Below are 14,330 nucleotides of genomic sequence, written 5' to 3'. Positions count from 1 at the left end.
AGATTCCGGGCGCATCCGCGCCCGGGGCTGCCCGCACATCGACTTATCCGTGAAATGCCTCTGCCAACGCTCGAAAAAGCTGCGACCGGCTCCCGAAGCCACGGTCGCTCCTCCGGGCCTGAGCAGGACGGGCGCTTGAACCATGACGACATTGATCGCCCGCCGCCTCGCGCAGCTCGTGCCGACAGTCCTGCTGCTGTCGATCATCATCTTTTCGCTGCAGCATCTCCTGCCGGGCGATCCCGCACTGGTGCTCGCCGGCGAGAATCCGGACGAAGCGACGCTCGCCGCCATCCGCGCCCAGTATCATCTCGATCAGCCGCTGATCGTCCAGTACCTCTACTGGCTGAAGGGCGTGGCGACGGGCGATCTCGGCGAATCCATGCGCCATAACCGCCCCGTGCTCGAGCTGATCCTGCTCAAGCTGCCGGTGACGCTGCAGCTCGCGGTGATGGGCATCTGCATCGCGCTCGTGGTCGGCATCGCGGCCGGCGTGATCTCGGCACTGCGCCATAACAGCACGATCGACTACGCGACCAATATCGCGTCGCTCGCCGGCATTTCGGTGCCAAACTTCTGGCTCGGCATCATGCTGATCCTGTTCTTCTCGGTCTATCTCGGCTGGCTGCCGGCTTCCGGCTTCGTCAGCCCCTGGGAAGACCTGAGGATGAACCTCGCCACCACGATCATGCCCGCCTTCGTGCTCGGCACCGGGATCGCCGGCGTCATCATGCGCCATACCCGTGGGGCGATGCTCCAGGCCCTCAGCAGCGACTATGTCCGTACCGCACGCGCCAAGGGGCTCAACGAACGTACCGTCGTGCTCAAGCACGCGATGCGAAACGCGCTGACGCCGATCATCACGCTGGGTGCGCTGGAATTCGGCGCGCTTCTGTCCGGCGCGGTGCTGACCGAGCAGATCTTCACGATCCCGGGCTTCGGCAAGCTGATCGTCGATGCGGTCTTCACCCGCGACTATCCGGTGGTGCAGGGCGTCGTGCTCGTGACCTCGCTGTTCTACATCATCCTCAATCTGCTGGCCGACATCGGATACATCCTCGTCAACCCGAGACTGAGAAGCTGACACCCGTGTCGACGATGACGAAAATCACCCCTTCGGCCAATCCCTTGACCAATCTCTTCCGCGACCCGCTCTGGCAGCGCCTGGCGAAGCGCAAGAGCGCGCTGGTCGGGCTCGCGGTCGTGCTGTTCATGGTATCCGTAGCCATCTTCGCGCCGCTGCTCGCGCCCTATGACCCAACCGCCCAGAGCTGGACGGCCGTACGCAAGGCTCCCTCCGTTGCGCATTGGTTCGGGACCGACGAAGCCGGCCGCGATATCCTGTCCCGCATCATCTGGGGCGCCCGCGCCTCCCTGATGGCAGGCCTGACCTCGGTCGGCATCGCCATGGCCATCGGCGTGCCGCTCGGGCTCGCCGCAGGCTTCCTCGGCGGCTTCGTCGACGGCTTCATCAGCCGCTTCACGGATGCGATGCTCGCCTGCCCGTTCCTCATCCTCGCGATCGCGCTCGCCGCCTTCCTGGGGCCGAGCCTGACGAATGCGATGCTGGCGATCGGCATCACCGCCACGCCGTTCTTCATTCGCCTGACGCGCGGCCAGGTCCTGTCGATCAAGGGCGAGGACTATGTCGAGGCGGCGCGTGCCATGGGCAATCCGCAATGGCGCGTCGCAGCGCGGCATATCCTGCCCAACATCCTGCCGCAGCTCATGGTCCAGGCGACGCTGACCATCGCGATGGCGATCATCGCGGAAGCCAGCATGTCCTTCCTCGGCCTCGGCCTTCAGCCGCCGGCGCCATCCTGGGGCTCGATGCTGAACTCGGCGCAGCGCTTCCTCAGCAACGCGCCCTGGATGGCGCTCTGGCCGGGCATCGCCATTTTCGCGACGGTCCTGTCGTTCAACCTGCTGGGCGACGGCCTGAGGGACGCTCTCGATCCGCGCTCGCGCTGATCGGCGCGAAAGGGCGGGCCCGAGCGCTCGCGCTCAGGCTCGGACCTTCCGCTCGCCGAGCCAGGCCTTTGAGTGAAGTTTAAGCCAAGCGTCTTTTTGAGGGACCGCGAAGGATGCCGCGCGCTGGACGAGCCTGCTCGACGATCAGGCCAAGATCGTCACCAGCCGCTTGGGCACGACGCGCTTCCGCGTCGCCGGCACGGCGGAGTTCAACGGCTACAACAAGGATATCCGGGCCGCGCTCATCGAGCCCCCGATCGCCTGGTGCCGCGAGCAGTTCCCGAAGACGAGTACGAGGCAGGTGGTCCCCTGGGCGGGGTTGAGGCCGATGATGCCGGACATGGTTCCGCGCGTCATGCCCGGCCGCAATCCGCGGGTGTTCTACAACACGGGCCACGGCCATCTCGGCTGGACCTTGTCGGCAGCGACCGCCGACGCCGTCGGCGCACTGTCGCGCAGCGCCCCAACAGCCCGTCATAGAACTGGCCTTCGGCACGGGCCGGCCGGCATCCCCGGCTGGCCCATCCGTCCCGCTATCAACGCCGTCGGCGCTTTGCCGGCTCCTTGCCGCCGGCCTTGCTCAGGTCGAGCGCGACGCGCCTGACGGAGATATCATCGGGGTCGAGCGTGATCTCGAAGCCCAGGTCGCGACAGAGCGCCAGCATCGGTCCATTCTCCGCCAGGACCTGGCTATGGACGCGCTGCAGCGTCTCGGCCTTGGCCCAATCGATGATCAGCTTCATCAGCGCGCGGCCGAGCCCGATGCCCTTGAGGTCGGAGCGCAGGAGGATCGCATACTCGGCCTCGACATGGCCGGGGTCGGCATGCAGGCGAACTGCGCCGGCCGCATCGCCACTGCCCTCTTCGATCGCGATGAAGGCGATCTCCCGGGCATAGTCGAGCTGGGTCAGGCGCGCGAGGAAGGCGTGGCTGAACGATTTCAGCGGCGCGAAGAAGCGCAGGCGCAGGTCTTCCGCCGTGACCCGGGACAGCATCGCGCCGATCAGGACCTCGTCCTCCGGCTTCATCGGGCGGATGAGGAAGCGCTTCTCACCGAGCGCGAGCTGCGAGGTCCAGTTGCCGGGATAGGGCCGGATCGCCGGGCGGCGGCGGCGCGCCGGGTCCGGCTCCAGCACGACGCGCGCATCGACCGCGATGGCGCCATTGGCATCGGCGAGAATCGGGTTGAGGTCCATCGCGCGGATCTGCGGCAGCGCCGAGGCGATATTGCCGAGCGCCACCAGCACGGCGGCGATCGCGCGCCGGTCCGCTGCGGGCACGTCACGATAGGCGGCCAGGATGCGGGAAACCCGCGTCCTGGCGATCAGGCCCTCGGCCGACGCGAGGTCGAGCGGCGGCAGCGCCACATGCGTATCGGCGATCAGCTCGGCAGCGGTGCCGCCGCGCCCGAAGACGATGACCGGGCCGAAGCAGGGATCGACGGAAAAGCCGGCGATCAATTCGCGCGCCTTGGCGCGGTGCGCCATCGGCTGCACCATGAAACCCGCCAGACGCGCGTCAGGCCGCAACTCCCGGAGGCGCTCGGCCATCCGGGCGGCGGCTTCCCTGACAGCACCCTCGTTGGCGAGGTCGAGTTCGACGCCGCCGACATCCGATTTATGCGCGATGTCGGACGAGACGATCTTGAGGGCGACGGTGCGGCCCCCCGCGAACTGCGCCCTCGCAGCTTCGGCGGCAGCCTCCGCATCCGCCGCGATGACGAGGCCGATTGCCGGAATCCCGAACAGGGCAAGGAGCAGCGCCACCTCGTCCGGTTCGAGCCAGGCTCGGCCCTGCGCGATCGCCCGCTCGACCAGCGCGGTGGCGGCGTCGAAATCCGGCTGATCGTCTTCGTCGAGCACGGGCGGCGTCGCCATCAATTCCTTGAGCAGGCGGGCATGTCGCGTCAGGTGCTGGAAGCCGAGGATCGCGTCCTGCTCCGTCGCGAAAGACGGGATGCCGGCGGCCGCGAAAATCCCCGCCATCTCCTCGCCGCCGCCGACCCAGACCGCCAGCACCGGCTTGGATGCCGGCCCGGTCGAGCGCGCCTTAGCCAGGGCGCGCGCGCAATCGGCGGCATCGTCCGGCGCGAGCGGGGCATTGAGTGCCAGGACGGCGTCGACGTCGCTCTCGGCCAGCAGGCGAACAGCGGCCTCGCGATAATCCTGCGCCGTCCGAACGATCACGGGCTCCCTGAGCTGGCGGTCCGCGCCGCCCACTTGTCGCAATCGGGCGGCGGCCAGGGCCGCAAGCCCTTCGCCATTGCTGACGATCGCCAGCCGGCCGGCATCGGCGGCGCGCGCCCGTCCGAGCGTCTCGGCGGCAGCGAAGAGCTCGTCGAGATCGCTGACCCGGAGCAAGCCGGCCCGGTGGAAGGCGGCATCATGCGCGGCGTCGCTGGTGACGATCAACGCCGAATGCGTCAGGGCCGGCCAGGGTGGCTCGAGACGCGGCGGCCTCAGGACCAGCACGGGTTTCAGCCGTGCAGCGGCGCGGGCCGACGAGAGGAAGCGCGCGGCATCGCTGACGTCGTCGATTGCCAGCAGGATCGTCCGGGTTGCCGGGTCGGCGCCGAAATGATCGAGGCAATCGGCGATATCGATATCGGCGCCCTCGCCCAGGACCACCGCCCCCGCGAAGCCGATCCCGCGCCCGGCCGCCCAGGCGAGAATGCCGGCCGCCACCGAATTGGATTGCGCGATCAAAGTCAGCGAGCCCGACGCGAGATGCACCGGAACGGCCGTCGCATTGAGGCCGAGACGGGGCGCGGCGAGGCCGAGCGAGGACGGCCCGATCAGGCGCAAGCCCGCGGCTCGCGCTGCTTTCCGCAGCCGCTCGGCATCGGCCGCAGCGCCGCCGGGCACGAGGAGACCGGCATATCCGCGCCCGGCCGCCGCCGCCAGCACCTGTTCCGCGACCGCAGCCGGAGCGATGAGGAGGTCGGAGGGCGGCAGCGCTGCAAGACCGCTCGCATCTGGCAGCACCGTGAGCGCGCCGCGATAGGGCTCCGAACGGATCTGTGCCACCAGCACATCGGTCTCGGGCGTGCCGGCGATGGCCGTCACCGTCATGGGTTCAAGCGCACGTCTGAGCAGGGCGAGCGTCATCGATCGGCCATTTCCGTCCTAGGCAAGATCAGCAGACGCGATTCTCCGCGATCAAGCCAGACATGTTCCAGGGGCGCCCGGTCCGTCCATCGAGACATCCCGGGCGTTTTCGCTTGAGCTTCGGCCCCGCTTCCCCTGCGAGCGGAGCGTGTTACAGGAGCCCATGGTCGCACGCCTTACCCTCGTCGGGGTCACGACAATCCGGCAGGAGATCAAGAAGAGCCGCTTCATCGCGGTCGCCGGTCCGGTTGCCGGCGAGGCGGCGGCCAGGAATTTCATCGCCGCGCAGTCCGATCCGGCGGCCAATCACAATTGCTGGGCCTGGCGCTTCGGGCAGAACTATCGCTTCAACGACGATGGCGAGCCGAGCGGCACCGCCGGCAAGCCGATCCTCGCGGCCATCGACGGGCAAGGGCTCGACGGTGTCGTCGTGGTCGTCACGCGCTGGTTCGGTGGCGTCCTGCTGGGCAGCGGCGGATTGATCCGGGCTTATGGCGGCAGCGCCGCCCAGTGCCTGCGCGAGGCCGAGAAGCTGCCACTGATCGAGACGATCTCGGCCGCGATCACTTGCGGCTTCGGCGATCTGGCGCTCGTGGGAGCGCGGCTCGGCGCGCTGCCCGGCGTGACGATCGGCGACCAGGCTTTCACCGATGCCGGTGCCGTGCTGTCGGTCTCCGTCCCGAAGGCCGAAGCCGATGACATCGCACGGCTGGTGACGGATCTCACCAGCGGCCGCGCCGTAATCGACTGGAACGCCTAGCGCATTCGTTGCAGCAGCACCGCCTGTCGGGATAATCACGGAGTTCGCGGCGATCCCGGAGCGACGAGCGCATGAATCGCTATCCGATGTTCAACCCGCAGGTGCTGATCAGCTTCGTCGCGGTCTGCGAAACCCTGAGTTTCACGCGCGGAGCGGACCGCGTCTCGCTTTCGCAATCCACCGTCAGCCTGCAGGTCAAGCGCCTGGAGGACCTGCTCGGCTGCCCGTTGCTGGAACGCTCCTCGCATCAGGTCCAGCTCACCGAGGAGGGCGAGCGGCTGCTGAGTTATGCGCGCCGGATCATCGCCCTCAACGAGGAGGCGCATGACGCGCTGACCGACGTCTGGCGGGACGGCGTGCTGCGGCTGGGCATGCCCGAGGATTTCGCCGTGCCGACCATCGACCTGCTCGCCGATTTCGGCCGGCAGCATCCGCATCTCAGGCTCGATGTCAGCAGCGGCCTGAGCGCCGATCTGCGCAGCGCCTATGAGCGCGAGGAACTCGACCTCGTGCTGGTGAAGCAGCGGCGCGGGCAGCCGCCCCGTGCCGCAAGGCGCGAGCCCCTGCTCTGGCTCGACAGTCTGGCGCATCCGGCGATCGAACGCGCGCCCATATCGCTTGCGATGTTTCCGCTCGGCGGGCTCTATCGCGATGAGCTGTGCCAGGCCGTCGATGCCCTCGGCATGCGCTGGCGCATCGGCTATTGCAGCGGCAGCCTTGCCGCGCTGGCCGCCGCCTCTGCCGCAGGGCTCGGCATGACCCTTCTGCCCGCGAGCTGCCGCCTGCCCGGTCACAGGGTTCTCGGCGCGGCCGAGGGCTTCGCCGAGATCACCGATTTCGAGCTCGCGCTCTATCACCGCGACGACGCCCCGGTCGCGACCGCGATTCTGGCCGAGCGGCTCATCGCCTATTGTCATCTGGAGCCGTGAAGGCCGCCAGCATTGCCAGTCGCAATCGCCAGCATTGCCAAATATCGCTGCCAAAAGACCGGGTTCGGGCTTATGGCGTCCGCAACAGTCACAAGGAGGCGGCGACCATGGAACTGGCACATCATCAGAGCAGGCGTTCATTCATCGGCCGGACGGGTGGCCTCGCCACCGCCTGCGCCGTGATGGCGGGCCTTCCCGGCGGGGCTGCCAAGGCGCAGCCGGCCGCGGCCCAGTCCGCTTCCGCCAAGCCTGTGGCCAAGACCGGCATGCGCGCTCCGACCGAGCAGCACTATCTCCTGAGCAATGTCCGGCTCGAGGAAGGCTTCGTCTATGACGGCGAGGTCGTGACGGGCACGCGCTCGGGCCTCCACACCCTCGAGATCAAGGCCGGCAAGATCGCCGCGATCCATGCGGCCGACGCCACGCTGCCCGCAGGCGTGCCGAGCTATGAGGCTCATGGCCAGCTCGCCCTGCCCGCGATGCGCGACATGCACATCCATCTCGACAAGACCTTCTACGGCCGCGCCTGGCAGGCGCCGCTGCCGCGGCAGGGCAAAACCATCCTCGACATGATCGCCCGCGAGGAGAAGCTGCTCCCGCAATTGCTGCCGGACTCGCAAGCGCATGCCGAGCAGCTCATCGCCCTGCTCCATTCCAAGGGCACCACGGTCGCTCGCAGCCACTGCAATATCGACCCGGTCAGCGGGCTGAAGAGCCTGGAGAACCTGAAGCGCGCCCTGGAGAAGCATCGCGACGACTTCTCTTGCGAGATCGTCGCCTTCCCGCAGCATGGCCTGCTGCTCTCGAAGGTCGACAAGCTGATGCGCGAGGCGATGAGCATGGGCGTCGCCTATGTCGGCGGGCTCGACCCGACCAATGTCGACGGCGCGACGGAGAAGTCGCTCGACGCGATGTTCCAGATCGCGCTCGACACCGATACCGGCGTCGACATCCACCTGCACGAATCGAGCCCGGCCGGCGTCGCCGCGATCCAGTATATGATCGCCACCGTCGAGAAGAACCCGGCCTTGCGCGGCAAGGTCACGATCAGCCACGGCTTCGCACTGGCCACGATGTCGCCGGGCGCCCTCGACGAAGCCGCCACGCGCATGGCCGCGCAAGGCATGAGCGTCGCCTCGACGGTGCCGCTCGGCGCCTCGACGATGCCGCTGCCGCAACTCAGCGCGAAGGGCGTCTTCGTGATGACCGGCACCGACAGCGTCACCGACCACTGGTCGCCCTTCGGCCGCGCCGACATGCTGGAAAAGGCAAATCTCTACGCGCAGCTCTATCGCGGCAGCGACGAGTTCCGCCTGTCCCGCGCGCTGGCGATCGCGACCGGCGGCGTGCTCCCGCTCACCGACAAGGGCGAACGGGCCTGGCCCAAGGCCGGCGACTCCGCCGATTTCACGCTGGTCCCGGCGAGCTGCTCGGCCGAGGCCGTAGCTCGTTTGCCGGAGCGCAGCGCGACCTTCCATCGCGGCCGCATGGTCTTCGGCGGCACCGGAGCCGCCTGACGCAGCCGTCAGAGCTCGGCGAAGCGGCCGGCGCACGCGCCGGCCTCTAGACCGGGTTGCGGAGCTGTCCGATTTGGGCAATCCAGGCGCGAGCGGGGAGGCCCCATGGAATCGAGCATCGTTCTTGTCGTCGCTGGCCTGCTTGCCGGCGCGTTGAACTCCGTCGCCGGCGGCGGGACGTTCATCTCGTTTCCCGCTCTGGTCTGGATCGGGGTGCCGCCGATCATGGCGAATGCCACGGCGACGCTTGCCGCGCTCCCCGGCTATATCGGCGGCGCCTGGGGCTTCCGGAAGGATATCCGCGCCAGCGGGCCGATCAGCCTAGCCTGGACGATCGCGATGGCCGCGCTGGGCGGGCTGCTCGGCGCGCTCCTGCTGCTGGTCACGTCGAAGGAGACCTTCTCGGCGCTGGTGCCCTGGCTGCTGCTCGGTGCGACCCTGATCTTCGCCGCCGGCCCGGCCCTCGTAAGCCGCGTGCTGCGCAATGGTGGCGGGCTGCCGAAGCTGCCGGCCCTGCTGCTGTTGCTGGCCGTCTCGATCTATGGCGGCTATTTCAATGGCGGCCTCGGCATCATGCTGCTCGCGGCCTTCGGCTTCGTCGGGCTGACCAACCTGCACGAGATGAATGGGCTGAAGAGCCTGATGTCGGCGGTTCTCTCGGCGGTTTCCGTCGCGACCTATTCCGTCGCCGGGCTGATCGACTGGCGCTCTGCGCTCGTGCTCGGCGTGTCCTGTGCGCTCGGCGGCTTCGTCGGGGCGCATCTGGCGCGGCGCATCACCAACATGCGCGCACTGCGCATCTTCATCACATTGATCGGGCTCGGGATGGCGGCAGCCTTCTTCATGGCCTGAGCGCCCAATCCAGCACCCGCACGACATGCACGGCCTCGCGCTGCGCGCCATCATGGATCTGGTGGCGGCAGCTCGTGCCATCGGCGACCACGAAATCGTCGGCACCGGCCTTGCGCACCGCGGGCAAGAGCGAGAGCTCGCCCATCGCCAGCGAAACGTCGATCGTCCTGGCGCCATAGCCGAAGGCGCCGGACATGCCGCAGCAGCTCGACTCGATCGGCTTGACCTCCAGGCCCGGCACCGCCCGCAGCGTCTTCTCCACCGCCCCCATCGCGTCGAACGCCTTCTGGTGGCAATGTCCGTGCAGATGCGCGACGCGGCCGCCCTGATCGCCAAGCGGGAGCGTCGTTCTGCCCGCCTCCATGTCGCCTGCCAGCAATTCCTCGATCAGCAGCGCCGATTTCGCCAGGGGCTCGACCTCAGCCTTGGGCAGCAGCGCCGCGAACTCATCGCGAAAACTCATCAGGCAGGAAGGTTCGAGCCCGACGATTCGCGCACCCTTCGCCACGAAGGGCGCCAGCGCATCGACCGTCCGCCGCGCCTCGGCCCGCGCCTCATCGACCAGTCCGGCCGAGAGGAAGGTGCGTCCGCAGCATAGCGGCCGACCTCCGTCCTTCGCTGCAACACGGTGCAGGCGATAGCCGCCAGCCTCCAGAACGCGTTCGGCCGCTTCTAGATTCTCGCGCTCGAAATAGCGGTTGAACGTGTCGCCGAAGAGCACGATGTCGCGGCCGTCGCCTTTGACCGCAGAAGCGTCGGCAGGGGCAGCCGCCTCGCGCCAGGGCTTGCGCCAGACCGGAAGCGAGCGCCGGGCCGAGAAGCCGAGCCAGTGCTCGCTGAGCTTCGCCAGCAGCGGAATCCGGTCACGCAGGTTCATCAGCGGCGCGAGCTTCGCGGCGAAGGGCGCATAGCGCGGCAGAAAGGCGATCAGACGCTCCTTCAGCGGCAAGCCGTGCTTCGCATGGTAATGATGCAGGAACTCGACCTTCATCCGGGCCATGTCGACGCCGGTCGGGCAGTCGCGCTTGCAGCCCTTGCAGGAGACGCAGAGATCAAGCGTCTCCTTCATCTCCGGCGCGGTGAAGGCATCGGGGCCGAGCTGTCCGGAGATCGCCAGCCGGAGCGTATTGGCCCGGCCGCGCGTCACATGTTGCTCGTCTTGCGTCGCACGCCAGGATGGACACATCGTCCCGCCCGCCATCTTCCGGCAGGTGCCATTGTTGTTGCACATCTCGACCGCGCCGCCGAAGCCGCCCCAATCGGACCAGTCGAGCACGGTGTGTGCGGGAACCGGCGTGGCATAGCCCGGCGCGAAGCGCATCAAGTCGCGGTCGTCCATATGGTAGGAACGGACGATCTTGCCGGGATTGAGCCTGTTGTCGGGGTCGAACCCGTCCTTCACTGCCTCGAAGGCGCGGGTAAGCGGTCCCCCGAACATCGGCTCGACGAAATCCGAGCGCGAGATGCCGTCGCCGTGCTCGCCCGAGAACGAGCCCTTGAAGCGGCGGACGAGTTCGCTGGCCTCCTCGGCAATGCCGCGCATCGCCTTCACGCCGGCTTCCGTCTTCATGTTCAGGATCGGACGCACATGCAGGCAGCCGACCGAGGCATGCGCATACCAGGTGCCGCGCGTGCCGTGTTTCTCGAACACCGCCGTCACCGCGTCGGTATAGTCGGCGAGATGCTCCAGCGGCACCGCGCAATCCTCGATGAAGGAGACCGGCTTCCCGTCGCCTTTCATCGACATCATGATGTTGAGACAGGCTTCGCGCACGTCCCAGACCGGCTTCTGCCGGGCGGGCTCGATCACCTCGACCACCGCCTCGGGGAAGCCGAAATCGGCCATGCACTGGTCGAGCCGCTTCAGGTCGCGCTTGAGATCGGCCAGATCATCGCCGGCGAACTCGACCAGCAGCAGGCAGTTCGGCTGGCCCCTGGTGATGTCGGCGAGCGTGCGCACGAAGAGCGGGATATCGGCGCCGAGGACCAGCACGTTGTTGTCGACGAGCTCGACCGCGACCGGGCCGAGCGCAACGATATGTTGCGTCGTCTCCATCGCGGCGCGGAAATTGGGGAAATGACAGACTCCCATGACGCGATGCTGCGGCAGCGGCGACAGCTTCAGCGTCGCTTCCGTGGTGATCGCGAGCGTGCCTTCCGAGCCGACGAGGAGATGCGACAGGTTCGGCCGCGGCACGATCAGCTCGTCGAGATTGTAGCCGCCGACGCGCCGCTGCACCTTCGGGAAGATCGCCTCGATCGCCGCGCGATGCTCATCCGCCAGCGCCATCATTTTGGTCATCAGGTCGCGGGTGCGCGGCGAGGCATTGTCGCTGACGGCGCCTTCGCCCAGCGCGAAGGGCTCGCCATCATGGAACATCGCCTTCAGGGCGAGGACATTGTCGACCATCTTGCCGTAGCGCAGCGAGCGCGCGCCCGACGAATTATTGCCTGCCATGCCGCCGATCGTGCAACGGCTCGCCGTCGAAGGCTCCACGGGAAAGAACAGCCCGTCCTTCCTGAGCCGCGTGTTCAGCGCCTCCAGCACGAGGCCGGGCGCGACCGAGACGGTACGTGCTTGCGGGTCGTAATCGCGGATCGCGTTGAAATGCCGGCTCAGGTCGAGCACCAGCCCGTCGCCGATCGGCTGGCCGTTCTGCGAGGTGCCGCCGCCGCGCGCGATCACCGGCACGCCATGCTCGGCCGCGATCGTCAGCGCCGCCCCGATATCGGCCTCGCTCTTCGGAAAGGCCACGCCCTGCGGCAGGATCTGGTAGATCGAGGCGTCGGTGGCGTAGCGGCCGCGGGTGAAGGCATCGAAGCGGACCTCGCCTTCCAGCGCCTGGGCCAGCCGGCGCTCGAAGCCGAGATTGCGGCTATGCGAACGGGAAAGCGCCGTCTGGTTCATTCCGCAGCCTCTGCCATTTTGGATGACGCCCGCGATCAGGGCGTCCACCGCTCCCAGAAGAGCAGGATGAAGGCCGGCTCGACAAGGGGCCCCACGTGACCGTTCACGCATGGCACCCCGGCACGACCGGGGAGGCTTGCGGGGTTTGATCTTCAAAAAAGCGAAGGCAAGATGAAGCCAGCAACAGCGCGTCGCTTGCCGCAGGCCGAATGCCGAACGAGGGTAACAACACCATGCAGGGTCGTCACTTTCTGCACATTCCCGGCCCGAGCCCGATCCCGGACCGCATCCTGCGTGCGATCGCGATGCCGATCATCGACCACCGCAGCGCCGAATTCGCCGCGCTCGGCAGGCACGTTCTGGAAGGCAGCAAGGCGGTCTTCCAGACGAAGCAGCCGGTCGTGATCTATCCCTCTTCCGGCACGGGCGCCTGGGAGGCTGCGATCGTCAACACGCTCTCCCCCGGAGACACTGTCCTGATGGCCGAGACCGGCCATTTCGCCACGCTCTGGAAGCAGATCGCCACGCGCTTCGGCATCGAGGTCGAGTTCATCCCCGGCGACTGGCGCCATGGCGCCGACCCCGCCGCGATAGAGGCGAGGCTCGCCGAGGACAAGGCCCGCCGGATCAAGGCCGTCATGGTCGTCCATAACGAGACCTCGACCGGCGCGACCAGCCGCATCGCAGAGATCCGCAAGGCGATCGACGCCGCCGGTCACCCGGCCCTGTTCATGGTCGACACCATCTCCTCGCTCGCCTCGGTCGACTATCGCCACGACGAATGGCAGGTCGACGTCACCGTCTCCGGCTCGCAGAAGGGGCTGATGCTGCCGCCCGGCCTCGGCTTCAACGCGATCTCGGAGAAGGCGCTCGCGGCATCAAAGACCAACACACTGCCGCGCTCCTATTGGGACTGGCAGGAAATGGTGAAGATCAACGCCAACGGCTTCTTCCCCTACACGCCCGCGACGAACCTGCTCTACGGGCTCAAGGAAGCGCTCGCGATGCTGCAGGAGGAAGGGCTCGCCAACGTCTTCTCCCGGCATCAGCGCCTCGCGGCAGCCTGCCGCGCCGCGGTCAAGGCGTGGGGGCTCGAGGTGCTCTGCCAGAACCCGGCCGAGCATTCGCCGGTCCTCACCGCCGTGCTGATGCCGCCGAGCCATGATGCCGACCGCTTCCGCAAGGTCGCGCTGGAGAACTACAACATCTCGCTCGGCTCGGGCCTCGGCAAGGTCGCCGGCAAGGTCTTCCGCATCGGCCATCTCGGCGAGTGCAACGAGCTCAGCCTGCTCGGCGCGCTCTCCGGCGTCGAGCTCGGCCTGTCGGCGGCCGGCGTGCCGCATCGCAGCGGCGGCGTCGCCGCCGCGATGGCGAGCTTCGAGGGCAAAGACCAGGCCAACGCTGCGTAGGCCGCCGATACCTGGGCTACTGCAGCCGAGGCCCGGCAGTTCTCATCAGGCTTACGGCCCGACGAGCTGGCCGCCATCGACGACGATGCTCTGGCCGGTGACCCAGCTCGCCTTGGCCGAGGCCAGGAAGAGGACGACCTCGGCGACCTCTTCGGGCTTGCCCATGCGCCCGAAAGCGATCGATGCCAGCGTCGCGTTGTAGAGCTCGGGGTTGGAAGTCTTCCGGTTCTCCCAGGAGCCGCCGGGGAACTCGATCGAGCCCGGCGCGACGCAGTTCACCCGGATGCCCTTGCGCGCCAGCATCTTCGCCTGGCTGCCGGTATAGTGCATCACCGCCGCCTTGATCGCGCCATAGGGCGCCGAGCGCGAGGACGCCCGCAAAGCCGAGATCGACGAGATATTGACGATAGACGAGCCCGGCTGGAGATGCGGGATCGCCGCATGGCTGCCGCGCACCACCGCCATCATGTCGACGCTGAGCGAGGCGGCCCAACCGTCCTCGTCGTCGGTCTGGCCGAAGCCGGAGGCGTTGTTGACGAGGATGTCGAGACCGCCCAGCGCCTTCACGGCCTCCGGCACATAAGCCTCGATCTGGCCGGCATCGGCGAGATCGACAGTTCCCGCGTGGGCTGTGACACCGAGTGCCTCGATCTCCTTGCGCGTCGCCTCCAGCGGCCCGGCGCTGCGCGCGCAGATCGAGACCGCCGCCCCGCCCGCGGCGAAGCCGAGCGCGATCGAGCGGCCGATGCCACGGCTGCCACCCATCACGATCACGCGCTTGCCGGTGAATTCCTTGGCCATGCGGGCCTCCCCTTCCTGATTGATTCCCGGTCCTTATTGCCGGGGGGAAGGGGCTGGCTTCAAGGCAGCCGGCGCG

10 protein-coding genes and 1 pseudogene are annotated in these 14,330 nt (G+C 67.9%); 8 read left to right on the top strand and 3 right to left on the bottom strand.

The annotated features are described in order from the left end of the window. The first annotated feature begins 142 nt into the window (after positions 1-142). From Q9235_RS14470 to Q9235_RS14460, 3 genes and pseudogenes are all read left to right on the top strand, one after another. Positions 143-1,084 carry an ABC transporter permease gene (locus tag Q9235_RS14470; protein ID WP_306222473.1) on the top strand — a complete coding sequence of 314 codons (942 nt, stop codon included), beginning with the start codon at positions 143-145 and terminating at the stop codon, positions 1,082-1,084. A gap of 14 nt (positions 1,085-1,098) precedes the next feature. Continuing rightward, positions 1,099-1,971: an ABC transporter permease gene (locus Q9235_RS14465; protein WP_306222472.1), complete on the top strand. Its 873-nt coding sequence runs from the start codon at positions 1,099-1,101 to the stop codon at positions 1,969-1,971. A 115-nt stretch (positions 1,972-2,086) separates the two neighbouring features. Beyond that, positions 2,087-2,575: pseudogene (locus tag Q9235_RS14460) on the top strand (FAD-dependent oxidoreductase); the annotation flags it as partial. On the opposite strand, the gene Q9235_RS14455 reads toward Q9235_RS14460, so the two are convergent. Further along, positions 2,508-5,078, bottom strand: coding sequence for a bifunctional acetate--CoA ligase family protein/GNAT family N-acetyltransferase (locus Q9235_RS14455; RefSeq protein ID WP_306222471.1), 2,571 nt, complete (start codon positions 5,076-5,078; stop codon positions 2,508-2,510). The pseudogene Q9235_RS14460 and the gene Q9235_RS14455 overlap by 68 nt on opposite strands. Positions 5,079-5,241: 163 nt before the next feature. Here Q9235_RS14455 and Q9235_RS14450 point away from each other — a divergent pair, with 163 nt between their 5' ends. From Q9235_RS14450 to Q9235_RS14435, 4 genes are all read left to right on the top strand, one after another. Further along, a complete protein-coding gene (locus tag Q9235_RS14450; protein ID WP_306222470.1) occupies positions 5,242-5,838 on the top strand; it encodes an IMPACT family protein in 597 nt (198 codons plus the stop codon). 71 nt (positions 5,839-5,909) lie between these two features. Further along, entirely contained in the window at positions 5,910-6,767 is an 858-nt protein-coding gene (locus Q9235_RS14445; protein ID WP_306222469.1) for a LysR family transcriptional regulator, read from the top strand. Positions 6,768-6,874: 107 nt separating this feature from the next. Further along, positions 6,875-8,284 (top strand): amidohydrolase family protein, encoded by a 1,410-nt coding sequence (locus tag Q9235_RS14440; protein WP_306222468.1) that lies wholly within the window; start codon positions 6,875-6,877, stop codon positions 8,282-8,284. Between the two features lie 105 nt (positions 8,285-8,389). Beyond that, positions 8,390-9,136, top strand: a complete 747-nt coding sequence (locus Q9235_RS14435; protein ID WP_306222467.1) for a sulfite exporter TauE/SafE family protein — start codon at positions 8,390-8,392, stop codon at positions 9,134-9,136. Here Q9235_RS14435 and Q9235_RS14430 read toward each other — a convergent pair. Next, entirely contained in the window at positions 9,126-12,044 is a 2,919-nt protein-coding gene (locus Q9235_RS14430) for an FAD-binding and (Fe-S)-binding domain-containing protein (protein ID WP_306222466.1), read from the bottom strand. The two genes, Q9235_RS14435 and Q9235_RS14430, sit on opposite strands and share 11 nt — an antisense overlap. 209 nt (positions 12,045-12,253) lie before the next feature. On the opposite strand from Q9235_RS14430, the gene Q9235_RS14425 reads away from it, so the two are divergent. Further along, complete coding sequence (locus tag Q9235_RS14425; RefSeq protein WP_306222465.1) at positions 12,254-13,453, top strand: pyridoxal-phosphate-dependent aminotransferase family protein; 1,200 nt, start codon at positions 12,254-12,256, stop codon at positions 13,451-13,453. Between the two features lie 51 nt (positions 13,454-13,504). Here Q9235_RS14425 and Q9235_RS14420 read toward each other — a convergent pair whose 3' ends face one another. After that, entirely contained in the window at positions 13,505-14,254 is a 750-nt protein-coding gene (locus Q9235_RS14420; protein WP_306222464.1) for an SDR family NAD(P)-dependent oxidoreductase, read from the bottom strand. Positions 14,255-14,330: the final 76 nt, after the last annotated feature.

Origin of the sequence: Bosea beijingensis (genome assembly GCF_030758975.1) — a bacterium.
Lineage (GTDB): Bacteria > Pseudomonadota > Alphaproteobacteria > Rhizobiales > Beijerinckiaceae > Allobosea > Allobosea beijingensis.
The sequence above is the reverse complement of the archived record's forward strand: the minus strand, read 5'-3'. Positions and strand labels throughout refer to the sequence as shown.